This is a genomic window from Actinomadura luteofluorescens (genome assembly GCF_013409365.1).
GTDB classification, from domain to species: Bacteria; Actinomycetota; Actinomycetes; order Streptosporangiales; family Streptosporangiaceae; genus Spirillospora; species Spirillospora luteofluorescens.
This window is the reverse complement of record NZ_JACCBA010000001.1, coordinates 7,917,065-7,942,885: the sequence shown is the minus strand read 5'-3', so window position 1 is coordinate 7,942,885 and position 25,821 is coordinate 7,917,065. Positions and strand designations below refer to the sequence as shown.

Genomic DNA, 25,821 nt, shown 5'->3' with positions numbered 1-25,821 from the left:
TCCGGCCTACGGCCTTACGGAGAACCCGCTCATCTGCACGTTCGCGCCGATGCCGTCCCAGCTCCTGGTGATGTCCAGGCGCACGTAGCGGGCGCTGACCTTGGCGAAGGCCGTCGTCCCGCCCTCCTTGGGCGTGTCCGTGGCGGTGGCCACGGTGCGCCAGTTCCGGCCGTCCGAGGAGACCTGGACGCCGTAGTCGCGCGGCCCGTAGTTGGAGCGCCCGCCCACGACGACCGAGCCGAACTCGACCGGCGCGCCGAAGTCGACGCCGTAGCGGACCGGGTCGGCGGGGGTCGGTCCCTGGCCTGCGGCGCGTCCCCACGACACCCAGAACGTGCTCGGTGATCCGTCCACGGCGAGCTTGGCCGGGTACCGGTCCTGTCCGGCGTCGGCGACCACCCGCGGGAACGGCGTGCCGCCCGGGTTGAGGGCGAGGTCACCGGAGTGCCGCAGGGTCACCGCCGTGACGGCGGACGGTCCGGCGTCGCTGCGCGCGGTCACCTTCAGGGTGCTCGCGCCGGACGCGACGCCCTTGCCGCGCAGCCCGACGGGCACCGTCACCGAGCCCCCGGCGGGCACCGCCACGCGGCCCCGCTCCGGCTCGGCGCTGACCCCCTCGGCCGCGGACGCGGTGACCGTCACGTTCGCCGCGCGCCCGGAGGCGTTGGTGACGAGCACGTTCGCGCGGTTGTAGCCGCCGTCCGCCAGCGGCAGCTCCGGTTCGAGCGCCTCGGCGGTCAGCACCGGCCGGTCGCCGCCGGACGGGGTGAGGACGGCGGGGCCGAACAGCCCGTAGTCCATCGGCGACCGGGACGAGGCCCCGGTGCCGGGCGCGGCGCGGACCGCGTTGAGCAGCGTGGAGGCGACCCGCACGGTGATCGTGTTGTTCCCGGGCCGCAGGTACCGGCCCACCTGGACGTGCCGCAGGTCGGCCTGGTTCAGCGGCGGGAGGTCGTGGCCGTTGACGTTCACCCGGACGGTGTCCACCGGCGTCCCGAGGTCGAGCGCGGCCGAGTCGATGCCCTTCCAGCCGTCGTCCAGGGCGACGTTCGCGGTGTAGGTGCCCACGCCCGAGACGTCCGCGAGGTCCACGGGGTAGCCGTTGGCCTTGGTGATCGCCGACCAGGCGGGCAGCGCGCCGCCCTCCCCGGCCTTCACCGTGACCGGCCCGAGCGTCTTGTGCGCGGTGTCGCCGGGCCGTCCGGAGGGCCCGGGGCCCCAGGAGTCCACCGACAGCGACCACTCGTCGAGCTTCACCGGCGGCGGGACGGCCGCCGTGCTCTGCCCGCCCGGCGGGCGGGCGGCCTGCGGGCGGCCGGTGAAGGTGGCGTCGTGCCGCGGCGTGACCGCGATGAACGCGGCGTCGTTCGCGGCCAGCCGGACCGGGACGGTGACGGTGCCGTGCCCGGACGTGTAGCCGCTGATCGGGGTGATCTTCCCGGTCCAGGTGTCCAGCCGGTAGGGGACGCCCTCGCCGGTCAGGGTGACCTTCTGCGCGGTCGCGGTGTTCGTCTGGTTGTACAGGTAGTAGTAGTCGGTGGAGCCCGCCTGGCGGCGCACGTCGAGGATCGCGCCCGAGCCGTCGTGCGGCGTGGCGGCGGGCGTGACGTTCAGGCGCCGCAGCGCGTCCGGCGCGTCCGCCTCGCTCGCCACCCGCACCACGCCGCGCTGCTTGAGGAGTTCGGAGACGGCCGACTTCAGCCGCGCGTCCTGCCGTGCGGTGTCGCCGTTGCCGGGCACCGTGCCCGGAACGTCCCCGACGATGACGACCGGCAGCCCCTGCCGCGCGAGCCGGAGCAGCTTCTCCGCGGCGTCGACCGGCATCGTCTTCTGGTCGTTCAGCAGCACCGCGTGGTAGGCGGAGCGGTCGCCGAACAGGGCGCCGCGGGAGAAGGAGGCGTCCTTGCGCCGCAGCAGCGCCGGGCTGAGGTACTCGTAGGTGTATCCGGACGACGCCAGCGCCGAGGTGCTCTGGATCAGCTTGTTCGACCCGCTCCCGGTGGTGCCGGTGCCGTTCATCCCGAAGTCCTGCCAGTACACGGCCAGGTCGAACCGGGGCTTGCCCTGCCGCAGCACGAGCTGCATCCGGGCCAGGCTGTCGTTGACCGCCCGGTAGTCGGCCCAGTTCGGGCCGCCCTTGTCGCCGAACGCCTCCGAGTAGGAGGTGTTGCCGCCGTAGGTCATGCCGGGCCAGGCCGACTGCGGTCCGGCGCCCGCGGGCCCCCTGCTCAGGTACGGGAAGCCGTGCCAGACGACCTGGTTGACACCGCCGGCGAAGCCCCGGTAGACCGCCTGGAGGTTCGAGGCGTCCGTTCCGGCGCCGGCCGTCGAGCCCCACACCGAGCCGGAGAAGGCGCAGCACTCGTCCGACACCACCGGCCGCCCGGACACGTGCGCGCCCGTGGCGACGACCCGGTAGTCCTGCACGTTGCTGTAGGCCCCGACCGACTGCCCGAACGCGAGGGACTCGCCCTCGGGGACGTCGACGTGCGAGGCGGCCTCCGGGACGTCCACCGGGATGCCGTAGGGCTGGATGCGGGTGCTGATGTGGTGCTTGTGGGCCCACTCGCGCAGCACGTCGAGCCGGTTGCGGATGTAGAGGTCGCTGAGGGTCTGCCGGTAGTCGGTGCGGACCCGGGCGCCGGCGCCGCCGCCGAAGTCGAAGAACGGCCGGTCGGTGATGCCCTGGTCACCGGCGCCGGCGAGGGCGGGGAGCACCTCGACCGGCGAGTAGCCGCGCAGCTTCGTCCACTGGCCGACCAGCTCGGACGTCCACTTCTGGGTGGTGCCGAGTTCGAGCGAGTCCTCGAACAGGTCGCTCTCGCCCATCTGGGCGAGCAGCTTCCGCACGTCGGGGGTGAGGATGTGCTCGTCGTAGAAGTCCGTGGTCGCCTTCGCTCCGACCTTGCTGAACGGGTCGAGGGCGTAGTTGGTGCCGGTCGCGGTGTAGCCGGACAGGGACTGCCCACTGGGCGTCTGGTAGAAGGCGATCAGCGCGTAGGTGCTCTCGCCGTCGCCGGGGAAGTCGACCGCGAGGCCGCCCTGCGCGTCCACCTTGGAGGTGACGTCGGTGACACTCGCGCGGTCCAGCATCCGCGGGCCGCTTGACGAGGCGCAGCCCGCGTCGGCGCACTTGGCGACGAGAGCCGCGATGAGCGTCTTCTTCGCGCCGGCGGGCGGCGCGACGTTGAAGTTCGCCGGCAGCGCACCGGACCTGCCGGTGCCGCCCTTGTGGAACTCGTGGGAGAAGACGACCTGCTGCTGCGCGCTCGGATCGTTGACGTCGTTCACGGTGGGGACCGTCGCGGGCCAGCGCGGGCCGATGGTGAAGTCCAGGCCGAGGCCGTTGGCCTTGGCGGCGGCCAGCATCGTCCGGGTCTTCTGCGCCCACAGCGGGGTGCCCCACCCGTAGGTCTTCAGGAACTCCGGGGAGTTGTTGCCGGCGCCCTCCACACTGAACGGGGCGACCTCGGCTCCCCCGCCGCCCGCCTTCCTGATCTGTTCGAGCTCCGCGGCCAGTTCCCTGTCGTCGGTGTGGGCCAGGGGCTGCCACCAGCGGTACTTGGGCCGCACGGACGCCGGGGGGTCGGCGAAGGTCGCGCGGGTCAGGGCCGGGACGCCTGGACCGGACGGCGGGGCGGCCTGCGCGGCCCCGGCGACCGCGAGGCCGGACAGGGCCACGAGCGCGGCCGCGGGGACCGCGAGCAGCCGGGCCTTGGAACGGGTCATGAGGTGTAGCCCTCCAGCTCGATGACGCGGCTGTAGTTGTGGTCGTTGGAGTCGTGGACGAGGAGCCGGAGCGCCGACGCCTCGACGGGCGCGAAGGTCTTCTCGACCGTCCCGGCGGTGCTGCCGGTGACGGTGCCGACCGTCGTCCACGTCCCGTCCACGCGTGCCTGGACGTCGAAGTCGCGGATGCCGGTCTTGGCGGCCGGGTGCGCCGGGTCGTCGAGCGTGAAGACCTTCACGCGGCCGACGCGGCGCGGCCCGTCCCAGGTGGCGGTGAGGGTGTCGGGGAAGTCCCCGGCGGTGTCGTCGTTCCATCCGCCGACGCCGTTGAGCCAGACGCGGGAGTCGGTGCCGCCGTCGTTGGCCCACGCGGGCGACGAGCCGCTGTGGGTGCTGGAGGCCGACATCTCGGCGACGCGCACGAGGTTCCCGGTGACGCGCACCGGTGCCCGCACGCTCTCGTCGTCGACGGTGAGGGTGACGGTCCCGTCCGTCGCGGCGCCGGTGCGCCCGATCGTGACCGGGACCTCGGTGGAGCCGCCCGCGGGGATCGTGACCCGTCCCGCGGCCTCGGCCGTGAAGCCGTCCGACGCTGCGGCCTTCACCGGGACGGTGACGGCGCGGCGTTCGAGGTTGGTGACGCGGAACCGGGCCTTCGAGGACTCGCCCTCGATGACGGGGACGTCGGCGCCGAACGGGGGTTCGACGGCGAGCTGGGTCCGGTCCTGCCGCACGGAGCCGGGGGTGCGGACGGTGAACGTCCAGGACCCGGATCCGACCTCGTAGACGGCTCGCCCGTCCTGGACGCCGAGGGCCTTGGCGCCGGCCGGGGCCTGGGCGCCGGACGCGCCGAGCAGCGGCACCTCCACGCGCGCGGGCGCGCCCGGCGGGACGGTCACGTCGAGCCGCAGGTCGTGCCCGGACCGGCGCCACGCGCTGGAGACGGCGCCGCGCGGCGTGCGGTAGGTGGAGGCGGCGCGGGTCAGGTCGCCGACGACGGCGGGCCGGACCACGAGCCTGCCGAACGCGACCGAGTCGGCGGCCTGGCCGATCCCGGCGAGCCCGGCGCCGAACCACTCGTCGATGGCGCCCAGCATGAAGTGGTTCTGGGAGCCGTAGCCGGTCGGGCCGTCCCAGTACTCGGTGAGCGCGGTCGCGCCGTGCACGACCTGGTAGCCGTAGCTGGGGTCGGTGACCTGCTGCGCGACGGTGAGGATGACGTCGTCGCGCCCGGCCGCCGACAGCACCCGGAACAGCGCGGGCAGCGCGATCTCACCGACCGTGAGGTGGTACCCCTTGGCCTTGACGGAGGCGACGAGGTGGTCGAGGACGGCCTTCCGCTGCCCCTCCGGGACGATGCCGAGGTCGAGCGCGAACGCGTCCCCGGCCTGGCTGCCGGAGCCGTAGGTGTGCCTGGCCTCGTCCAGGTACTCGGCGTTGAAGGCGCCGGCGATGTCGCCCGCGAGCTTGCGGTAGCGGGCGGCGTCGTCGTCCTTGCCGAGCAGCCCGGCGACGGAGGCGAGCGCGGCGGCGCTGCGCTGGTAGCCGTACGTGGCGGCGATCCCGCGCGGCGTGGTCTTGTCGACGGCGGCCCAGTCGCCGAGGCCGTAGTCGAGCAGGTTCCCCTTGGCCTTGGAGGTCAGGTAGTCCAGGTAGCGCTGCATGTTCGGGTAGAAGTCGCGCAGCGGGCGGGTGTCACCGTAGGTGCGGTAGTGCTGCCAGGCCGCCAGGATGATGGCGCTGCCCCAGTTCGGGTCGTCGCGGACGCCGCCGGAGAACTGGACGTACTCGGGCGCGATGTCGGGGACGAGCCCGTCGGAGGTCTGCGCCTCGGCCATGTTGCGCAGCAGCGCCGGGTAGTAGGCGGCGACGTCGTAGTTGCGGGTGACCGACCCCTGGACGAGCTGGGTCTCCTCCAGCCAGCCGAGCTTCTCCCGGTCGGGGCAGTCGGTCAGGATGCTGTACATGTTGCCCTGGATCGACCGGTCGATGATCGTGTGGATGCCGTTCAGCAGCAGGTCGGAGCTCTCGAACGATCCGGCGGAGGCGTTGCCCGCGCGCAGCACGACGGCCGACACGGCGTCCGCGTCCGGCGCGGACGGCAGGCCCGTCACCTGGAGGTAGCGGAAGCCGTGGTAGACGAAGCGGGGGTGCCAGGTCTCCGCGCCCTTCCCGGCGAGGGTGTAGTGGTCCTCGACCGGGGGGCGCCGCGCACCGCCGGCGATCATCGTGCCCTGCTCGACGAGGCCGTCCGCACCGAGCCGCTCCCCCGGCTTGAGCGTCAGTTCCGTCCCGCGCGCGCCGCCGACCCGGATCTGCGGCCAGCCGGCGATGTTCTCGCCGAGGTCGAAGACGTAGGTGCCCTTCTCGGGCTGCGTGACCTTCACGGTCCGGCGGCGGCCGACGGGCACGATCGCGGGTGACATGCGCGCGGTGAGCGCGATGCCGGGGTCGGGCGCCTCGGCGGCCGGGCGCCAGGACGCCAGGTCCGCCGACGGCCCGTCCCAGCCGTCGCGCGCGAGGCGGGCGTCCTCGTCCTCACCGCCGTACCAGTGCGTGAACGTGGTCGGGCCGAGGTCGGTGCGCCAGGACCGGTCGGTGGCGACCCGGGCGGTGGTCCCGTCCGCGAGCGTGACCTCCAGCTGGGCGAGCAGCTTCGGCGCGCCCTGCGCCCCGACGTACTTGGTGTAGCGGTCGCTGGTGGAGGTGACGTTGTAGGTGCCGTTGCCGAGCCGGACGCCGATCGCGTTGCCGCCGCGCCGCAGCAGCTTAGTGACGTCGTAGGCCGCGTACTCGGCGCGCTTGCGGTAGTCGGTGTTCGGCGGTTCCAGGACGGCGTCGCTCACCGGGCGGCCGTTGACGGTGGCGTCGTAGATGCCGAGCGCGGTGATGTAGAGCCGCGCGGACCGCACCTTGTCCTTCAGCGAGAACTGCCGGGCGAGGAGGGGCAGCCGCGGCAGGTCCGTCTGGTAGGCGGGCGGCGGCTCCTGGCCGGTGACGGTCCTGGCGGTGGCGAACGGGCCGTCCGCCGAGTCGGAGGTCTGCAGCGTGAAGTCGACGGGGAAGTTCGGCGTCTTGCCGTCGGCCGTCATCAGGTCCGTGCGCGGGTACAGCTTGACCGACGCGAGGTCCTTGACGGCGCCGAGGTCGAGCTGGAGCCAGATGTGGTGGCCGGGGTCCTGCGATCCGTAGGCGGGGCTCGTGTACCCGAACGGGGCCTTCTGCGTGGTGAGGGATCCGTCGGTGACGAACTCCGGCATCCACTTGCCGGGGTACTCGCGGACCTCGGACGCGGTGACCTTCGCGCCCTTCGCCACGTTCGCCCCGGACGGGTCGAGCGCCTCGATCTCGGCGAGCTGGAGCCTCGACAGCAGCGAACCGCCCTCCTTGACCGGCAGGCCCAGCTTCGTCACGTCCAGCCGCAGGTGGCGGGCCCTGGTCCCGGCGGGCAGCGCGACGGTGGCGGGAGTGGGCTCCCGGTTCAGCCAGCGCTCGTCGCCGATCCACTTGGCGGACCAGTCGTCCTTGGCGAGCAGGCCCGTCTCGAACCGGGCCGGGGTGCTCCAGCCCGACGCGCGCCCCGAGCCGTCCCAGACCCGGACCCGCCACCACACCTGGCGGCGGGAGGTGAGCGCCGTGCCCCGGTAGACGGCGTCGGCGGCGCCTGAGGAGACCTTGCCGGAGTCCCACAGGTCGGCGCTGCCGAGCCGATCCCGGGACGTCGCCGCGACCACCTGGTAGGCGGCCTGTGCGGAGCCGCGGCCCGGGGCGGACAGGCGCCAGCTCAGGGTGGGCGTCGTGTCGTCGATGCCGATGGGGTCGTCGAGCGCGTCGGTCCGCAGCCCGGTGGCGCGCAGCCCGGGGGCGTCCGCGCGGGCGGGCAGTGCGGTGACGGCGGTGAGCGCGAGGCAGAGGGCGACGCCGCAGACGGCACCGCGTGGTAGGGGGATTTCGGGCATGACGGAACATCCTTCGGACCTGCGCGGGGGTGGGGGGTGACGGCGTCGCGCCGTAAGGGTGTCGTCAGGGGTTCACATGGACCAGTTCGATCTCCAGGAGGTCGGCGAGCGCCTTGAGGTCGGCGACGCGGTGGCCCGTCCCGAGGGCCCAGTGGTGGGAGATCCCGGTGGCCGACCACGCGTCGGTCCACTCGCCGGGGTCGCAGCCGAAGTCGACGCGGGAGGTGGTGTTGCCGATCTTCAGCAGCGGCCCGTCCACGGTCTCGCCCTCGGACGCGGCGAGCGCGAACCGGCCGTCGCGGCGCTGGATGACCCCGATCGCGGTGACCGGGCCGTGCCTGACGTCGAACTCGACGGACACGCCGTAGCCGCGCTTGCCGTGGTAGACGCCGAGGCCGCGCAGCAGCGGGCGGCGGGCGCTGATCGCCAGGTGCGCGGGCCCGTCGTGGCCCATCTCGACGTGGCCGCGGTGGAAGTCGAGCGCCTGCAGCTCGGTGAAGGAGCCGCCCGCGCCGAGCCGGTCGGCGATCAGCATCGCCAGGGAGGTGCGCAGCTCGTACTCCCCCGCCGCCGGGATCCCGCGCGCGGTCAGCAGCGACGCGCCGAGGATCATCCCGGCGCCGAGCCGCTCGTGCACCTCGCCGTCCAGGCCGCGGTGGTAGTAGGCGAGGCTGTCCAGCTCGAAGTCCTCGACGAGGCGGTCGAGGCCGACCGAGACGCGCGCCGCCCAGGTCAGGTCGTCTTCGTCGACGGACGCGTCCAGCTCGAAGATCTTCTCCGCCTCGGCCCGCTTGGCGGCCGTCTCGGCCTCGGTGACCTTCTCGACCCGGACCCGCAGGTCGTCGAACTCCAGCACCTCGACGTGCCCGCCGAAGTTGGCGCTCACGAGCGTGAGGTCGGTGGAGACGTCGAGCATGCCCGGGTACAGGTGGCCCATCAGCCCGTGCCTGCCCCGGCGCAGCGCCGCGCGGACCCCGGCGGCGCGCACCCAGCGGCCGATCCTCGCCCAGGCGCGCTCGTCCTCCAGGTAGCCCGACACCGAGCGGAACGGGACGCCGCAGCGCGCGAACGCGTTCGCCATCTCCGGCAGCGGGCAGGCGCCGCAGTAGGCGAGCCACTGCCCGGTGTCGAAGGTGGCGTGGTCCATCGACTCGGTGGGCTGCAGGTTGATCAGCAGGACGGGCGCGTCCGCCCGCTGCGCCACCGGGACCAGCATCGTCGCGGTCATGTAGGTGGTGAGGAAGCCGACGATGATGTCGCAGCCCGCGGCCCGCAGCCGCTCGGCCGCCGCCGCGCCCTCCTGCGCGTCGGAGATGAACCCGACGTCGACGACCTCGGCGCCGAGCCCGCGCATCCGCTCCGAGACGCGCTCGGCGGACCGCTGGAGCTGCGGCAGCAGGTCGGGGAACTGCGGCCAGTAGGCGCCGAGCCCGCCGGCGACGAGGCCGACCTTCACCGGCGGCGGCGCTGTGGTGTCTGCCATTGCTTGTCCTTTCCTAACGGGCCGTGAGGGTGTGGCGCCCGGCGGACGCCCCGTCCACGTAGACGTGGCCGCCGTCTCCGGACACGCCCGGCGCGGTGGCCTTCCCGCCGGCCCAGACCGTCCGGCCGTCGAGGGTGACCCGCCGGGTGGACGGGGTGATCGGGACGCCGAGCCGGCCGTGCGTGCCGCGCGGCGCGGTGACCGTCAGCCGGAGGCCGCGCCCGCTCCTGCGCCAGGACGCGGCGAGGTCGCCGTGCGGGGTCGGGACCGTGCCCTCGGCCCAGGTCAGGTCCCCGGTGAAGGGGACCACGGACCAGGACTCGTACCCGGGCGCGGCGGGCCGCACCCCGAGCACCCTGGTGCTGAGGGTGACGGTCGGCTGCGCGGCCCAGCCGTGCGCCAGGCTGGAGAACTGCTTCAGGTTGGGCGTGCCGTCCGGCTGCATGTGCTCCCAGAACGTGGAGCCCGGGTCCTGCCTGAGCTGGTGGCCCCAGAAGCGGCGGATCAGCTCCAGGCCGGACGCGTCGCCGGTCTCCAGCCGGGCGTCGGCCTCGAACCCGCTCGGCAGCGGCGCGTAGAACGGCGGAAGGCTCGCGTTGGGGGTGGATTGGGAGACGGTGAGCGAGCCGATGTCCGTCCAGTTGCGGGCGCGCAGGTAGGCGAGGGCACGCTTGGCGCGGTCGCCCCCGGCGATGCCGGTGAGGACGGCGGTGACGTTGCCGTCCTGCGGGTAGGCGCCGGGGATCTCCCGGGACAGGCGGTACGCGCCGGTCGTCTCGTCCCACAGCTGGTCGTTGACGGCCCGCTTCACCGAGGCGGCCCGGCCGGCGTAGGTGGTGGCGGCGGGCGCGTCGCCGCGCGCCTTCGCCATCGCGGCCATCTGGTCGAGGTTGCGGGCATAGAGGGCGTTGACGTAGGTCTCGTGGCCGCAGTCGGAGTACCCGTAGTGGCCGCACGAGCCGGAGTCCTTGAAGCCGATCAGGCCGCCGTCGTCGGCGGCGCGGACCGACTCCAGCCAGGCGGTCGCCCGGGTGAGCTGGGGCCACCACCGGTCCAGGTAGGCGCGGTCGCCGGTGTACCACCAGTGCTCGTACATGTTGGACACGAACCAGGTGACGTACTCGCCGTAGGTGCGCAGCTCGTTCTGGTTGTGCTGCCCGACGAGGCTCGCGGCGGGCATGTAGCCGTCCGGGAGCTGCTGGGCGGCGAGCGACGACAGCGAGTTGGCGACCGAGCCCAGGTCGTAGGTGCTGACGTAGGCGACGGGCGCCTGGACGGCGAGGTCGCCCTGCCAGACGATCCGGTCGCGCTTGCCGCCGTCGTAGATCACGGAGGTGCGCGGGTCGGCGTGCGGGACCTGCGCGTCGGCGTGGTCGCCCTCCCCCGGCTGGTAGGGCCACTTCTTCGCCGTGTTCGAGGCGCCGGTGTCGATCTGCACGGTGTAGGCGCCCGCGTACCAGATCTTGTTCAGCTCGTCGTCGCTGGAGAGGAAGTGGCCGCGGTAGCCGTCCAGGTCGCGCTGGTCCGGCGCGGCGGTGAAGTCAAGGGAGATCTCGTCGACGTCGACGTGCCCCGGGCCGTCCAGGAAGAGGGTCGCGTACCGGAATCCGCCGCGCAGCTCCTTGTCGCGGACGGTGCCGGGCACGCTCACCCCGTCCAGCGGGAGGGCGTGGCTGTCGGTGTCCTGGGTGTAGGGCTGGCCGGGGAACCCGTTCCAGATGTTGGCGGTGTCGCAGCCCGGTGCGATCTTCCCCTGGCCGTCGTTGGCGTCCGGGGCGAGCGCCATGTACTCGACCGATTCGGAGAAGCAGGCGCGCAGCTTCGGCCGGTCGGCGGAGGCGCCGTTCACCCGGACCTCGAGGTGCCCGGCGACCTCCTTGCCGAAGTCGACGATCAGCAGCGGGGAGCCCGCCCGGTCGGCGGCGCCGGTGAGGCGGACCGCGCCGCCTCCCCGCCGCAGCGCGCGGCGCGGGTCGCCGTCGATCGCGCCCTGGCGCGGGTCGGCCTTGAACACCCTGACCGGCGGGACGTCCCGGCCGGAGGGGGCCAGGACGTACGGCCGCCACTGGCCGGGGCGCGGCGTGTAGGAGGCGTCCTGCCAGGGCCCCTTCGCGGGAGGCGAGGCGAGGGCGGGGACGGCGAGCGCGAGGGTGCTCGTGACCGAGAGGGCGGCGGCCGCGGCCGCGCGGGCGAGGGAGCGCCGGGCAGTGGGGGAAGCCATGATCACTCCAGTCAGCGGGACGCGGTCAGGATGGACGTGCCGGTGAGGCCGGGCACCTGGACGAGGCCGTCCCGGACGGTGACGCCGGGTTTCACGGCGGCGCCGTGCCGCCAGACGACCGTCCCGCCGGCGCGGACCTCGGACGCGCCCCGGGCGGGGACGCCGGCCGTCGCGGTGGTCCCGCGCGGCGCGTCGACGCGCAGCGTGAACGTCCCGCCGTCGCGCTTCCAGGCGGCGGTGATGTCGCCGTGCGGCGTCGGCACCCGCCCCTGGGCCCAGCGCAGCCCGCTCGCCGGATGCGGAAGGACGGTGAACGTCCGGAAGCCGCCGGAGGCCGGGGCGACGCCGAGGACCTGGTTGGTCAGGAACGAGGTCGGCGCGGCGGCCCACCCGTGCGACAGGCTCGTGTACGAGCCGAGCTGCGGCGCACCCGCCCGGCTGACGTTCTCCCAGAGCGTCCCGGGCTGCGCCTTGCCGAGCATCGGGTACCAGGTGCGGCGCAGCAGCGACATCGCGCCGGCCGTGTCGCCCTGGGAGGAGTGGGCGAGCAGCGACTGCGCGGACACGAACGGGCTGATGTACTGCGGGACGGCGCCGCCCGCCCTGTCCACGGTGAGGTCGCCGTGCGGGTCGGCGAGCCTGTCGCCGAAGAACTTCAGCACCGACGCCGCGCGGTCGCCCGTGGCGACGCCCGCGACGACCGCCATGGCGTTGCCGTCCTGGGGGTGGTTCCCGTCGGACGGGCTGACCTTGTAGGCGCCCGCGGCCGGATCCCACAGGCGGTCGTTCACCGCCTTGGCGGTGCGGGCCGCGCGCTCGCGGTAGGCACCGGCGAGCCCGGTGTCGCCCTTGGCCTCGGCGGCCTGCGCGGCCTGGCCGAGCACCTTGACGTACAGGGACGAGACGTAGGTGCCGCCGGCCTCGTTGCCGTAGCCCCAGGTGCCGCCGGCGCCCTTCATGGTGAGGAGGCCGTCGTCGCCCGCGTTCGACTCCAGCCACGCGACGTTCTTCTTCATCGCGTCGTACCACTTGTCGAAGAACGCCTGGTCGCCGGTGTAGAGGTAGTGCGTCCAGTAGTTGTGGACCCACCAGGCCGCGTACTCGCCCCAGCCCATGTTGTAGCCGAACTTGTCGGTCAGGTAGAGGCCGGGGATCTGGCCGTCGGCGGCCTGGCCCTTGGCCATGAACCCGACGGCGCCGGCCGCCGGACCGGCCTGCCCGGTCGACAGGTAGGCCACCGGGTCGGCGACCGCGTTGTCCCCGCCCCAGATCATGCGGTCGCGCTTGGCGCCGTCGCTGATGACGCTGTCGCCCTCGCCGACGATGGCGTCGTTGCGGACCGGGCCCTCCTGGCCCGGGTAGGGGCGCCCGGTAGCCGGGTCGATCGTCGACATCTGGACGGTGTAGGCGCCCGCGTACCAGAGCCGGTTCAGGGTGTCGTCGCTGGACAGGAACGCGCCCTTGTAGCCGTCCAGGTCGGGGTTGGCGGGGTCGGCGGTGAACTTCAGCCGCAGGTCGGACAACCGCACCTCGCCGGGGCCGTCCAGGAAGACCATGAGGTAGCGGAACCCGCCGCGGATGACGGGATCGGTGAGCGCGGAACGCCCGTTCTTCGTCTCCAGGTAGTGGGTCTCGGTGGCGAGGCCGACCGGGTCCTGGCTGTAGTCGGAGGCGGTCGTGAGGTATTGCGCGCTCTCGCTGAACGCCAGGCCGATCCTGGGCGAGCCCTCGCGGACGTCGGCGGTGACCTGGATCTGCCCCCCGACCTCCTGCCCGAAGTCGTAGACGACGTAGGGGCGGCCGTACTCGTTGGAACCGAGCGTGGTCGTGCCGTTCCGGAAGGCGCCGGACGGGTTCCGCACCGTCCCGCCGAAGGGCGCCGCGGGGGCCTGGCCGTCCTTGTACAACGTCCACACGGCGTGGACGCGGGCGCCGGGGCCCGGCTTGTCGGTGTTGCGGAACGTGACCCGTATGTCCTTGGACGAGCCCACGAGGTGCGCCGGGACGGCCACGTCGTAGTGGACGAGGCCCGCCTTGTCGCCGCTCCACACGCCGGCCTGGGCCGGGTCCGGTGCGCGCTCGTGGACGACCGTCCCGTTCACGAGCACCTCGTAGTGCGCCGTGGCGCTGCCGGCCTCCTCGACCCGCAGCGTGACCGCGCGCCCGGGCGTGACCCGCAGCCGGTAGCCGAACGCCGCGCCTGCTTCGCCGCCCGTCTGGCGGGTCATGACGCCGTCGGCCTTGGCGGCGGTGGAGGACCCGGCGTCGAGGTCGTGGCCCTTCTCGGACGTCCCGGAGGCGGCGGCCACGTGGTCGCCGTTGACCCCGTACGCCTCCGCGGCCCGCACGGGGCGGACATTGCGGCCGGAGGGGGCGAGGACGTAGCGGTCGGCGCGGGTGAGGGACGGAAGGCCGAGTCCTCGCGGGGAGGCGGACGCGGCGGCGGGCGGGAGGGCGACCAGGGCGGCGGCGCCCAGGGCCAGGAAGGTGACGGCGGACACGTGGGAGCGCGCGAACTTCTCAGCCGGCGGCATCGTTATCCCTTCGGGTTCACTTGGTCGAGCGGGCCCAGCAGGGACGGCCGGCGGCCCGGTGGGGACGGCGCGGACGCGGCGGGGTGAGCGCCGCGGCCGCGCGGTCCGGGCCGCCGGCCGGCCTTCTTGCGACGGGGCGGTTCCTCCTCAGCGCAGGAACGCGGCGGCGACGCCGGCGTCCACGGGGACGTGCAGTCCGGTGGTGTGGGTCAGGTCCCCGCCGGTGAGGGCGAAGACGGCGGCGGCGACGTGCTCGGGCAGCACCTCGCGCTTGAGCAGCGTCCGCTGGGCGTAGAACTCGCCGAGCCTCTCCTCCTCGACGCCGTACACGGCGGCGCGCTTGGCGCCCCAGCCGCCGGCGAAGATCCCCGAACCGCGCACGACCCCGTCCGGGTTGACCCCGTTGACGCGGATGCCGTGCTCGCCGAGCTCGGCGGCCAGCAGCCGCACCTGGTGCGCCTGGTCGGCCTTGGTCGCCCCGTAGGCGATGTTGTTCGGCCCGGCGAACACCCCGTTCTTGGACGAGATGTAGACGATGTCGCCGCCCATGCCCTGCTCGACCATGACGCGGGTGGTCTCGCGGGACACCAGGAACGAGCCGCGCGCCATGACGTCGTGCTGGAGGTCCCAGTCGGCGGCGGTCGTCTCCAGCAGCGGCTTGGAGATGGACAGGCCGGCGTTGTTGACGACGAGGTCGACGCCGCCGAACGCCAGGACCGCCTCCCGGACGGCCGCGGTGATCTCGTCCTCGGAGGTCACGTCAGCGCCGACGGCGATCGCGACGTCCGGGGCGCGCAGCGCGGTGGCGCCGATCTCCGCGGCGACCTTCTCGGCCGCCCCGAGGTCCCGGTCGGCGACGACGACGCAGGCGCCCTCGGCGGCGAGGCGGCGGGCCGTGGCCGCGCCGATGCCGGAGCCGCCGCCGGTGACGAGCGCGACGCGCGACGCGAGGGGCTTGCTCGCCGGCATCCGGCGCAGCTTGGCCTCCTCCAGCTCCCAGTACTCGATGCGGAACTTCTCCGCCTCGTCGATCGGCGCGTACGCCGACAGCGCCTCCGCGCCGCGCATCACGTTGATCGCGTTGACGTAGAACTCGCCGGCGACCCGCGCGGTCTGCTTGTTCGCCCCGAAGGAGAACATGCCGACGCCCGGCACCAGCACGATCGCCGGGTCCGCGCCGCGCATCGGCGGCGAGTCCGGGCCGGCGTGCCGGTCGTAGTAGGCGGCGTACTCCTCGCGGTAGGCGGCGTGGAGTTCCCCGAGCCGCGTCCTGACGTCGTCGAGCGGAGCGTCCGGCGGCAGGTCCAGCACCATCGGCGCGACCTTGGTGCGCAGGAAGTGGTCCGGGCACGACGTGCCGAGCGCGGCGAGCCGGGGGTGCTCGGCGCGGGACACGAAGTCCAGCACCGCCTCGCTGTCGGTGTAGTGCCCGACCTGCGGCCGGTCCGTGGACGCCAGGCCCCGCACGAGCGGGAACAGCGCGGCGGCGCGGGCGTGCCGCTCGTCCTCGGGCAGCACCGGGTGGACGATCTCGCCGAACGGGTCGGGCCTGCCGTGCTCGGCGATGTAGGCCTCGGCGGTGCGGATGATGTCGAGGGAGTTGGCCTCGCACTCCTCGCTCGTCTCGCCCCACGCGGTGATGCCGTGCCCGCCGAGGACCACGCCGATGGCACCGGGGCTGGCGCGCTTGATCTCGGCGATGTCCAGGCCGAGCTGGAAGCCGGGGCGCCGCCACGGCACCCACGCCACCCGGTCCCCGAAGATCCGGCGCGTCAGCTCCTCGCCGTCGGCGGCCGTCGCGATCGCGATGCCGGAGTCGGGGTGCAGGTGGTCGACGTGCGCGGCCTCCACGAGGCCGTGCATGGCGGTGTCGATGGACGGCGCGGCGCCGCCCTTGCCGTGCAGGCAGTAGTCGAACGCCGCGACCATCTCGTCCTCGCGCTCGACGCCCGGGTAGACGTCCACGAGGGCGCGCATCCGGTCCAGCCGCAGGACGGCCAGGCCCTTCTCGGTGAGGGTGCCGAGGTCGCCGCCCGAGCCCTTCACCCACATCAGCTCGATGTCGCGGGCCGTCACGGGGTCGGTGACCGTGGCCTTCGCGGACGCGTTGCCGCCCGCGTAGTTGGTGTTGCGCGGGTCCGAGCCGAGGGTGTTGGCGCGTTCCAGCAGGCGCTCCACCTCGGGTGGAGTGGCGGTCATCGGATGTCTCCTCGTGTGCGTGGCTTCATGGACGTGCGTGGCCTCATGGACGTGCGTGGAAGGTGTAGGAGCCAGAGGCGGCCTCCACCCGGACGACGCTCCCGCCCGCGCCCTGGCCGGTGCCGAGGACGCGCACGCCCCGGGCGGCGGTCAGCGGCCGCCCGCTCTCGCTGACCCGGTCCGCGGCCGCGGCGGGCAGTTCGATCTCGGCGGTGGCGCCGACGGGGACGCTCACCCGCAGTTCGAATCCGGAGCCGGACTTCGTCCAGCGGACCGCGACCGGGCCGTGCGGGGTGGCCGTGGAGCCGTTCACCGAGGTCAGGTCGCCGACCGGCTGCGGCGCGATCCGGACCCGGTCGAATCCGGGCGCGGCCGGCGTGATCCCGGCGAGGTCCTCGGTGAACCACTCGCCGATGGCGCCGCCGAGGAAGACATGGTCGCGGGACCGCGAGTCCAGGTCCCAGCGCTCCCACAGGGTGGTGGCGCCGTTCGCGGTCCAGTACCCCCAGCCCGGATAGGTGCGCTGGTCGGCGACGCGGTAGGCGAGGTCGCCGTGGCCGCGCCTGGTCAGCTCGGTCAGCAGGTACTTGGTGCCGAGCGCCCCGGTGTTGAGGTGGTCGCCGCGCTCCTGGACGTCCCGGACGAGCCGGTCGGTGACGGCCTTCTGCGACTCCTGCGGCGCGAGGCCGAGGGCCAGGGCGAGCAGCGCGTTGGTCTGCCGGTAGCCGGGGTCGGACTTGGTGACGTAGGCGTCGCCGCGCAGGAACGCCTTGTTGAAGGCGTCCTTGGCGCGGGCGGCGGCGGCCCGGTAGCGGGCGGCGTCGTCGCCGCGGCCGAGGACCTCCGCCACGTCCGCGATGATCGTCGCGTTGGAGTAGGTGTAGGCGGTGCCGTGCAGGCGCCCGTCCTCGGGAGTGTTGCCGTTGTACCCGGGGGCGAGGTAGTCGTTGAGGCTGCTCGGGTAGAGGCCCTCCCCGTCGGCGCGCTTGAGCCATCCGTCCAGGTACGCCCGCATCGCCGGGTAGGTCGCGGCGAGGACGTCGCGGTCGCCGTACCGCTGGTACATCTGCCAGGGGATCTCGGTGAGGGAGGCGTGCCACGGCGGCGCCTGCCCGTAGTAGCCGAGGCCCCAGCCGTTGTCGGGCACGATGCCCGGGACGGTCCCGTCGGGGCCCTGGCTGTCGCGGTGGTCGGTCATCCACTTGGCGAACAGCCGGCGCAGGTCGAAGCGGCCCATCTCCATCTCGGCCATGAGCTGCGCGTCGCCCGTCCACCCGTTCTTCTCGTACATGGGGGTGTCGGTCGGGATGCCGTGCCAGTTGTTGACGACGGTCTGCCGGGTCACGGTCTCCAGCGTGTTGAACAGGTCGTTGGAGCTGCGGAACGAGCCGTTCGAGCGCAGGTCGCTGTGCACCTCGCGGCCGTCGAGGTCGCCGGCGGTGGGCGGCTCCCCCGGCCAGCCCGTCACCTGGACGTACTGGAAGCCCTTGTAGCTGTAGCGGGCCTCCCACGTCTCGGTCGTCCCGCGCCCGGCCAGGACGTACTCGTCGGTCTGGAAGCGACCGGTGACCAGGCCGTTGCCCGCCTGGACGGTGCCGTCGGAGTTGAGCCGCTCGCCGTACTTGAGGCTGACGGTCGCGCCCTTCGGGCCGCTGGTCCTGATGCGGGCCCACCCGGCGGTGTTGTGGGGCATCTTGAACACGTAGACGCCGGAGGCGGGGTTGGTGACCGCGACGGGCCGCAGGGTGCGGGCGACCTTGATCGGCTCGTGCTCCTCGGGCACCACGGTCGCGGCCGGGGCCGTGACCGTCGCCGCCTGCCGCCAGGAGGAGGCGTCGAAGCCGGGACGGTCCCAGCCGGGCTTCTCCTCGCGGGCGTCGTAGGTCTCCCCGCCGTAGAGGGAGTCGTAGCGGACGGGGCCCTCGGCGTAGCGCCACTGCCCGTCGGTCGCGATCGTCTGGGTGCCGCCGTCGTCGTAGGTGACGACGAGCTGGGCCAGCAGCCGCGGCTCACCGGTCCACGGGGCAGCGTTCCAGTTCCAGGCGTTCTTCTGGGTCATGCCGTAGAAGCCGCGCCCGAGACGCGCGCCGATCACGTTGCCGCCGTGCCGCAGCATGCGGGTCACGTCGCGGGTGACGTACTCGACGCGCTTGTCGTAGCGGACGAACCCGGGCTGGAGGACCTCGTCGCCGACGCGCCTGCCGTTCAGGCTCAGCTCGGTGTAGCCGCCCGCCGCCGCGTACAGCCGCGCCTTGGCGATCTTCTTGCCGGGGACGGTGAAGTCGCGGCGCAGGAGCGGCTCGGGGAGGGTGGGCTTCTCGGGGTTCACCTCGCCCCAGGGGGCGCCGCCCCAGGCCGCCAGCACCTTCGCCTCGGGCCAGGCCGCGTCGTCGTAGCCGGCGGCCTTCCAGTCTCCGGCGGGCTCCTCGTTCGCGGCCCGCCAGGCCGCGCCGGTGTCGACCTGCTTCGGATCCTGCCCCGGAAGTTCGAGGCGGCCGAGCAGCCCGGCGGGGCTGGCCTTGCCGTTGGTCGCCTTGACGGCGACGACGTTGCGGCCCGCCCGCAGGTGGGCGGTGACGTCGACGACGATGGGGCGCCGCCAGTTCTCCGCCACCGGGTCGGGGTCGCGTCCGCCGACCTCGGCGCCGTTCACCCAGGCGGTGAAGCCGTCGTCGGCGGTCATGACGAGGCGGGCGCCCTGCGGGACCGCGGCCAGGTCGAACGCGCCGCGGAAGTAGCGCGAGCCGGCGGGCGCCTGCGTCTTGGGGTCTCCCTCGGGGTACCAGATCCAGCTGGTGCCGCGCAGGTCGGGCGTGGACGCGGCGCTCTCGGGGGCGCCGATCCAGGAGCCGCGCCAGCCGTCCGCGCCGAGCGCGGTCTCGAACCAGGTCGGCGCGCTCCAGCGCGTCCAGTGCCCGCGGGCGTCGGCGACCTTGACCCGCCAGGTGTAGCGGGTGGCCGCCCTGAGCGCCGGGCCGCCGTAGCGCACGTCGTAGCCGCGGGCCGACGCGACCGCGCCCGAGTCCCAGACGGCTCGGTCCCCGTCGGCGGTGGCGACGGACACGCGGTAGGCCGTCTGCCGCTGGCCGCGCTCCCCCGCGCTCAGCACCCATCCGAAGCGCGGCTTCGCGGCCGAGACGGCGTTCGGGGTCGTGGCGTGCTCGGTCTCCAGGCCGCCGACGCGCAGGGCGGCGGTCTCCACCGCGTGCGCGGGGACGGCCACGGCCAGGACGAGCCCGGCGGCGGCGACGAGGGCGACGGGGCGGCGCGGCATGCTCATGCGCCCCAACCGGCCGCCTGGCCGTCCTTGCGCTCCTCGGTGATCCGCTCGTAGTAGCCGGACGCCTTGTAGGCGGCGACCGGGTTCGGGTGCAGGCCCATCTCCTCGCGCAGTTCGGCGAGCAGCGGCCTGACGTCGGTGTTGTAGGCGTCCATGAACACGGCGTTCGCCTCCAGGACGTCACCGGACCGCTGCGCCGACCGCAGGGCGTCGGCGTCCACCAGCAGCGCCTTGGCGGTGGCCTCCTGGACGTTCATCACCGAGCGGATCTGGCCCTGGATCTTCGGCTCGATGTTGTGGCACTGGTCGAGCATGAACGCCACGCCGGTCTCGGCGTCGTAGCCGCCGCCGCGCACCACCTCGTACATGATCCGGAACAGCTGGAACGGGTCGGCGGCGCCCACCATCAGGTCGTCGTCGGCGTAGAAGCGGGAGTTGAAGTCGAACCCGCCGAGCTTCCCCTCGCGCAGCAGGAACGCCACGATGAACTCGATGTTGGTGCCGGGCGCGTGGTGGCCGGTGTCGACCACGACCTGCGCCTTCGGGCCGAGCTTCAGGCAGTGCGCGTAGGAGGTGCCCCAGTCCGGCAGGTCGGTCGTGTAGAACGCCGGCTCGAACAGCTTGTACTCCAGCAGGAACCGCTGGTCGTCGCCGAGCCGCTCGTAGACGGCGGCGAGGGCCTCGGCCATCCGGTCCTGCCGGTCGCGGATGTCGTCCTGCCCCGGGTAGTTCGTTCCGTCGGAGAACCACAGCTTCAGGTCGCGGGACCCGGTGGCGTCCATGATGTCGACGGCTTCGAGCAGCTGGTCGAGGGCCTTGCGGCGGACGGCGGGGTCGGGGTTGGTGACGCTGCCGAGCATGTAGTCGTCGTCCTGGAAGACGTTGGTGTTCACCGCCCCGATCCGCACGCCCCGCTCCTTGGCGTGGGCGGCCAGCGCGGCGTAGTCGTCGACCCGGTCCCAGGGGATGTGGATCGCCACGCTGGGCGCGACGCCGGTGAACCGGTGCACCTGCGCGGCGTCGTCGATCTTCTCCCGCGGGGTGCGCGGCACGCCCGGCTGGGCGAAGACCTTGAACCGGGTGCCCGAGTTCCCGTACGCCCACGAGGGGGTCTCGATCTGCTGGCGGCGCAGGGCGTCCTTCACCGCGCTGGTGTCGTTCACGCTTGCCTCTCTTCTCTCCGTCACCTGGTCAGTCCAGGTGGAAGACCTCGGGGAGCGTCCGCATCCCCTCGTCGGGGCGGCCGTCGAGGTCCTCGAAAAACGGCGCCATCTCCGCCTGCCACCGCGCGTTCACCTCGGTGCGGGCCATCGCCTCCTGCGCCGCCTCGAAGTCGTCGGTCTCCAGGTAGCCGACGAGGAGGCCGTCCTCGCGCAGGAACAGCGAGTAGTTGTGCCAGCCGGTGTCGCGCAGAGCGCTGAGCATGTCGGGCCAGACCGCCTGGTGGCGCAGCTTGTACTCCTCCAGGCGGTCCTGCCTGACCTTCAGCAGGAAGCAGACGCGCTTCGTGCTTCCAGACATTTGGGAATCAGAAGTGGTACTGGTCGATGTTCTTCGCGTCGAACACCGTCGGCGGGCCGAGGATCACCTCGCCGTTGGCGCCGATCGAGCGCTCGCCGAGCTTGCCGGCCTTGAACTTCTCGCCCTGCGCGCCGGTGATCTGGCCGGACGACAGCGCCGCCGCCGCGAACGCGGCGAGGTAGCCGAGGTTCTTCGGGTCCCAGAGCTCGAAGCCCTTGACCGTGCCGTCCTTGACGAACTTGCGCATCTGGTCGGGGGTGCCGAGGCCGGTCAGCGCGACCTTGCCCTTGTACTTGGAGCCGGAGATGTAGCGGGCCGCGGCGGCGATGCCGACCGTGGTGGGCGAGATGATGCCCTTGAGGTTCGGGTACGCCTGGAGCAGGCCCTGGGTCTGCTGGAACGACTTCTGGTCGTCGTCGTCGCCGTAGGCCACCTTGACGAGCTTCATCTTGGAGTACTCGGGCTTCTTGAGCTCGTCCTGCATGAACTTGATCCAGGTGTTCTGGTTCGTGGCGTTCGCGGTCGCCGACAGGATCGCGATCTCGCCCTCGCTCCCGATCTGCTCGGCGAGCAGCTTGACCTCGCTGCGGCCGATCTCCTCCGAGGAGGCCTGGTTGATGAACACGTCCCGGCAGGCGGGGTTGGTGTCGGAGTCGTAGGCGACGATCTTGATGTTCTTGGACATCGCCTGCTTGAGCGGCCCGCACACGGCGTTCTCGTCGTTGGCGGCGATGAGGATCGCGTCGTGCCGCTGCTGGATCAGCGTGTTGATGTAGGAGACCTGCGAGGACGCCGAGGCGTCGGACGGGCCGACCTCCTTGGCCTCGCCGCCGAACTCCTTGGCCGCCGCGATGCCGGCGTTGTCGACGATCGTCTCGTAGGGGTTGTTGACCTGCTTGGGCAGGAACGCCAGCTTCAGGCCCTTCTTCAGCGGCGCGTTCGGGTCGGCGGAGGCCTTGCCCCCGGCCTTGGCGTCCCCCGAGCCGGACGCGGAGTCCTTGGTGGTCCCGCCGCAGGCGGCCAGGCTGAGGGCCAGAGCGCCCGCCGTGGCGGCGGCCACCAGCCGGCGCGGGGCGCGCAAACGAATGGTCATCAGGGTGCCTTTCACAGTTCCGGGTCGTGCTTCGGGGTGGGTGGACGTGCGGCGGGGGGCGGTGGGTCGTGCGGTGGGGATCAGGGTGCGGCGGCGGGGACCGCGGGTCTCGCGCCCCGCCGCCGGCCTCGGGCCTCGCGCGCCACGGCGATCAGCCGCGGCGTGAGGACGCTGATGATGAGCAGCAGGCCCGTGACGATCGACTGGACCTCGGTGGAGACGTCGTTGAGCATCAGCAGGTTGCGGAGCAGGCCGATGAGCAGCACGGCCGCGATGACGCCGCCGAGCGTGCCCTTGCCGCCGTCGAAGTCGACGCCGCCGAGCAGCACCGCCGCGATGACGGCGAGCTCCAGGCCGATGCCGTTGTCGGCGCGGGCGCTGCCGTAGCGGAGCGTGTAGACGACGCCGGCGAACCCGGCGACGAGGCCGGACACCGCGAACAGGATCAGCTTGATGCGCTTGACCCGGATGCCGGCGAAGTAGGCGGCGTCCTCCTGCGCGCCGATCGCGAACAGCGACCGCCCGATGCCGGTGGCGTGCAGGACCACGCCGGTGACGGCGGCGAGCAGGACGAACAGCGCGACCGGGTACGGGATCGGCGTGCCCGGGATGGAGGAGGTCGCCAGATCGGTGTAGGCGGTGGGGAACTCCGAGATCGCCCCCGTGCCGAGCGTCACGTACGCCAGGCCCCGGTAGAGGGTCAGCGTGCCGATCGTCACGGCGAGGGACGGCAGCCCCAGTCTGGTCACCAGCAGGCCGTTGACCAGCCCGCACACGACGCCGACGACCAGCACCAGCGGGATGATCATCTCGATGGCCATGCCGCCGTCCCACAGCTTGCCGGTGAGGGCGCTGCACAGGCCGAGGATCGAGGCGACCGACAGGTCCACCTGCCCGCACACGACCAGCAGCGTCATCGGCAGCGCGATCAGCGCGATCTCGCTGAGGTCGTCCAGCGCGAACGACAGGTTGTCGTTGTTCGCGAAGTCCGGCGAGAATCCGGCGCCGCCCGCGAAGACCAGGACCAGCAGCGCGGTGACGGCGGTCTCCCACCGCATCAGGCGGCTCATGCCCGTCCCTCCTTGCTCTGCGGCGAGGCGGCGCGGTGCGCGGCCGACGCCAGGGACCGCTGTTTCAGCGCCCGGGTGACGCGCAGCGCCAGCAGCCGGTCGACGCTGATGGCCAGCAGCAGCAGGACACCGGTGATCGCGTCCTGCCAGAACGAGTTGACCTTGAGCACCACCAGCACGCTGCCGATGGTGGTGAGCAGCAGCGCGCCGAGCGCCGCCCCGTACACGGTGCCGACGCCTCCGGTGATGGCGACGCCGCCGACGACGACGGCGCTGACGACCTTCAGCTCCCAGCCGTGCGCGGCGTCGGCGACGACGGTGCCGAACCGGGCGAGCCACAGCACCCCGGCGAGCCCGGCGAGGGCGCCGCTGAGCAGGTAGGCGGTGAGGACGCGGCGGCGGATCGGCACGCCGGCGAGCATCGCGGCCTCCGGGCTGGACCCGATCGCGTAGTACTCGCGCCCGGAGGAGTAGGACCGCAGGTAGTAGCCGACCCCCAGCATCACCACCACGGTGATGATCGGCAGGTAGGGCACGCCGAGGATCCCGTCGTTGCCGAGGCTCAGCAGCGAGGACGGCAGGTCGGCGGCGCCGATCTGGTCGCCGTGCGCGATGCGGTAGTCCAGGCCCTGGATCACGTACAGCGTGCCGAGGGTGACGACGAGGGCGGGCACGCGGCAGAAGCTGACCAGCAGCCCGTTCACGAGCCCGCAGACCAGGCCGATCCCGACGCCGACCAGCACGACCAGCACGACGTTGCGGTCCCCGCCGGAGGCGAACTTCCCGGCGCTGAACGCGACGAGCCCGACGACGGACCCGACCGACAGGTCGATGTTGCGGGTGACGACGACCATGCTCTGCCCGACGGCGAGCAGCACGAGGATCGAGGCGTTGAGGAAGATGTCCTTGACGCCCTGGCCGGACAGGAACCGCGGGTTGGCGATCGTCGTTCCGAGCACGAGCAGGACCAGCGCGCCGAGGATGCTCAGCTCGCGGGCGCGCAGCACCATCTCGACGAGGCGGCGCCCGCCGCCCGGCGGGCCGCCCGACTCCGGCCTGGCCGGGGACTGGGTGAGGACGGTCATCGGCTCAGGCCGCCTTTCCGGTGCCGGGGCGGCCGGTCGCGGCGGCCATCACGCTCTCCTCGGTCGCGTCCGCGCGCGCGATCTGCGCGGTCAGCCGCCCCTCGTGCATGACGAGGATCCGGTCGGCCATGCCGAGCACCTCCGGCAGGTCGGAGGAGATCATCAGCACCGCCAGGTCCTGCGCGGCCAGCTCCGACAGCAGCCGGTGCACCTCGGCCTTGGTGCCGACGTCGATGCCGCGGGTCGGCTCGTCCACGATCAGCACGGCCGGCTCGGTGGCCAGCCACTTGGCGAGCACGACCTTCTGCTGGTTGCCGCCCGACAGGACGCCGACGGCGTCGCTGAGCCGCGAGTACTTCAGCTGGAGGCGCAGGCCCCAGTCGGCGGCGCGGTCCCGCTCCACCTTCCGGGAGATCAGGCCCCCGCGCCCGGTCTCGCGGCGCAGCGTCCGCAGCTGGGTCAGCCCCATGTTCCGCTCGATCGACATGTCCATGACCAGGCCCTGCTGGCGGCGGTCCTCGGGGACGAGCGCCAGCCCGGCCGACATCGCGGCCGTGGGGCTGCCCGCCGGAAGCGCGCGACCGCCGACCTCGACGGTCCCGGCGTCCCAGCGGTCCACGCCGAAGACGGCGCGGGCGACCTCGCTGCGGCCGGCGCCGACCAGCCCGGCCAGCGCGACGATCTCGCCGCGGCGGACCTCGAAGGAGACGTCGGTGAAGGCGCCCTCGCGGGTCAGCCGGCTCACCTTCAGCGCGACCTCGCCCGGCGTGACGTCCTGCTTGGGGTAGAGCGCGTCGAGGTCGCGGCCGACCATCCGGCGGACGAGGTCGTCGGGGGTGATGTCGGCGACCATGTCGGTGCCGACGTAGGCGCCGTCTCGCAGCGTCGTCACCCGGCGGCAGATCTCGAAGATCTCCTCCAGCCGGTGCGAGATGAACAGCACCGCGCAGCCGTGCTCCTGGAGGCCGCGGGTCACGGCGAACAGGCGGGCGACCTCCTGGCCGGTGAGGGCCGCGGTCGGCTCGTCCATGATGAGCACCCGCGCGTCCCGGGAGATGGCCTTGGCGATCTCGACGACCTGCTGGTCGGCGATCGACAGGCCGCGGGCGGGCTGCTGCGGGTCCAGCGCGACGCCGAGCCGCTCGAACAGCCGCGCCGTCTCGGCGTGCATGGCGCGGCGGTCGATGCGGCCGAGCGCGCCGCGCGGCTGGCGGCCCATGAAGATGTTCTCCGCGACCGACAGGTCGGGGAACAGCGTGGGCTCCTGGTAGATGACCGCGACTCCGGCGGCCTGCGCGTCGGCGGGGCCGTGGAAGGCCACCGGCTCGCCGTCCACCCTGACCTCGCCCGCGTCGGGGCGGTGGACGCCTGCGAACGTTTTTACGACGGTGGACTTGCCGGCGCCGTTCTCCCCGGCGAGGGCGTGGACCTCGCCCGCGTGCAGCTCCAGGGTGACGCCCTGCAGCGCGCGGACCGCGCCAAACGACTTACTCACGTTGACCAGTGCCAATGTCGGCGGCGCCGAGCGGCCCGGTGCACCCATCGCGGCCCTCCTCGCGGGGGTCGTCTGTGACGTACGGATGAAAAACGTTTTAACTAGATGTTGCGGAGGACGCTAGATGTGACCCGGAGCACCCGTCAAGAGGG

At 73.0% G+C, this 25,821-nt stretch carries 13 protein-coding genes; all 13 read right to left on the bottom strand.

Annotation, left to right across the window (positions count from 1 at the left end; all coding sequences use genetic code 11):
• Positions 1-6 precede the first annotated feature (6 nt).
• On the bottom strand, positions 7-3,729 hold the full coding sequence (locus tag BJY14_RS36690; RefSeq protein WP_179847801.1) for a glycosyl hydrolase: 3,723 nt from the start codon (positions 3,727-3,729) through the stop codon (positions 7-9).
• The gene (locus BJY14_RS36685) at positions 3,726-7,688 is read right to left on the bottom strand and encodes a family 78 glycoside hydrolase catalytic domain (RefSeq protein WP_179847800.1); all 3,963 of its coding nucleotides are present in this window, start codon (positions 7,686-7,688) and stop codon (positions 3,726-3,728) included. Before BJY14_RS36685 ends, BJY14_RS36690 begins: the two co-directional genes overlap by 4 nt.
• A 64-nt stretch (positions 7,689-7,752) precedes the next feature.
• On the bottom strand, positions 7,753-9,171 hold the full coding sequence (locus BJY14_RS36680) for an L-fucose/L-arabinose isomerase family protein (protein WP_179847799.1): 1,419 nt from the start codon (positions 9,169-9,171) through the stop codon (positions 7,753-7,755).
• Positions 9,172-9,184: 13 nt separating this feature from the next.
• Complete coding sequence (locus BJY14_RS36675; protein ID WP_179847798.1) at positions 9,185-11,392, bottom strand: alpha-L-rhamnosidase-related protein; 2,208 nt, start codon at positions 11,390-11,392, stop codon at positions 9,185-9,187.
• Positions 11,393-11,403: 11 nt separating this feature from the next.
• Positions 11,404-13,926: an alpha-L-rhamnosidase-related protein gene (locus tag BJY14_RS36670; protein WP_179847797.1), complete on the bottom strand. Its 2,523-nt coding sequence runs from the start codon at positions 13,924-13,926 to the stop codon at positions 11,404-11,406.
• A 147-nt stretch (positions 13,927-14,073) separates the two neighbouring features.
• Positions 14,074-16,125, bottom strand: a complete 2,052-nt coding sequence (locus BJY14_RS36665; protein ID WP_179847796.1) for a bifunctional aldolase/short-chain dehydrogenase — start codon at positions 16,123-16,125, stop codon at positions 14,074-14,076.
• Between the two features lie 43 nt (positions 16,126-16,168).
• Positions 16,169-19,405 (bottom strand): family 78 glycoside hydrolase catalytic domain, encoded by a 3,237-nt coding sequence (locus BJY14_RS36660; RefSeq protein ID WP_179847795.1) that lies wholly within the window; start codon positions 19,403-19,405, stop codon positions 16,169-16,171.
• On the bottom strand, positions 19,402-20,568 hold the full coding sequence (gene rhaI, locus BJY14_RS36655) for an L-rhamnose isomerase (protein ID WP_179847794.1): 1,167 nt from the start codon (positions 20,566-20,568) through the stop codon (positions 19,402-19,404). Before rhaI ends, BJY14_RS36660 begins: the two co-directional genes overlap by 4 nt.
• 28 nt (positions 20,569-20,596) lie before the next feature.
• Positions 20,597-20,926, bottom strand: a complete 330-nt coding sequence (locus BJY14_RS36650) for an L-rhamnose mutarotase (RefSeq protein WP_179847793.1) — start codon at positions 20,924-20,926, stop codon at positions 20,597-20,599.
• A 7-nt stretch (positions 20,927-20,933) separates the two neighbouring features.
• Positions 20,934-22,019 (bottom strand): rhamnose ABC transporter substrate-binding protein, encoded by a 1,086-nt coding sequence (gene rhaS / locus BJY14_RS36645; protein ID WP_179847792.1) that lies wholly within the window; start codon positions 22,017-22,019, stop codon positions 20,934-20,936.
• Positions 22,020-22,099: 80 nt separating this feature from the next.
• On the bottom strand, positions 22,100-23,089 hold the full coding sequence (locus BJY14_RS36640) for an ABC transporter permease (protein ID WP_179847791.1): 990 nt from the start codon (positions 23,087-23,089) through the stop codon (positions 22,100-22,102).
• Positions 23,086-24,174 (bottom strand): ABC transporter permease, encoded by a 1,089-nt coding sequence (locus tag BJY14_RS36635; protein ID WP_179847790.1) that lies wholly within the window; start codon positions 24,172-24,174, stop codon positions 23,086-23,088. The genes BJY14_RS36640 and BJY14_RS36635 overlap by 4 nt, the downstream gene beginning before the upstream one ends.
• A gap of 4 nt (positions 24,175-24,178) precedes the next feature.
• A complete protein-coding gene (locus BJY14_RS36630) occupies positions 24,179-25,717 on the bottom strand; it encodes a sugar ABC transporter ATP-binding protein (RefSeq protein WP_179847789.1) in 1,539 nt (512 codons plus the stop codon).
• Positions 25,718-25,821: the final 104 nt, after the last annotated feature.

Coding starts and splice junctions, on each gene's coding strand:
- BJY14_RS36670 (WP_179847797.1), bottom strand. CDS start 13,926: ATGCCGCCGGCTGAGAAGTTCGCGCGCTCCCACGTGTCCGCCGTCACC.
- rhaS (WP_179847792.1), bottom strand. CDS start 22,019: ATGACCATTCGTTTGCGCGCCCCGCGCCGGCTGGTGGCCGCCGCCACG.
- BJY14_RS36665 (WP_179847796.1), bottom strand. CDS start 16,125: ATGACCGCCACTCCACCCGAGGTGGAGCGCCTGCTGGAACGCGCCAAC.
- BJY14_RS36690 (WP_179847801.1), bottom strand. CDS start 3,729: ATGACCCGTTCCAAGGCCCGGCTGCTCGCGGTCCCCGCGGCCGCGCTC.
- BJY14_RS36630 (WP_179847789.1), bottom strand. CDS start 25,717: ATGGGTGCACCGGGCCGCTCGGCGCCGCCGACATTGGCACTGGTCAAC.
- BJY14_RS36650 (WP_179847793.1), bottom strand. CDS start 20,926: ATGTCTGGAAGCACGAAGCGCGTCTGCTTCCTGCTGAAGGTCAGGCAG.
- BJY14_RS36660 (WP_179847795.1), bottom strand. CDS start 19,405: ATGAGCATGCCGCGCCGCCCCGTCGCCCTCGTCGCCGCCGCCGGGCTC.
- BJY14_RS36635 (WP_179847790.1), bottom strand. CDS start 24,174: ATGACCGTCCTCACCCAGTCCCCGGCCAGGCCGGAGTCGGGCGGCCCG.
- BJY14_RS36685 (WP_179847800.1), bottom strand. CDS start 7,688: ATGCCCGAAATCCCCCTACCACGCGGTGCCGTCTGCGGCGTCGCCCTC.
- BJY14_RS36675 (WP_179847798.1), bottom strand. CDS start 11,392: ATGGCTTCCCCCACTGCCCGGCGCTCCCTCGCCCGCGCGGCCGCGGCC.
- BJY14_RS36640 (WP_179847791.1), bottom strand. CDS start 23,089: ATGAGCCGCCTGATGCGGTGGGAGACCGCCGTCACCGCGCTGCTGGTC.
- BJY14_RS36680 (WP_179847799.1), bottom strand. CDS start 9,171: ATGGCAGACACCACAGCGCCGCCGCCGGTGAAGGTCGGCCTCGTCGCC.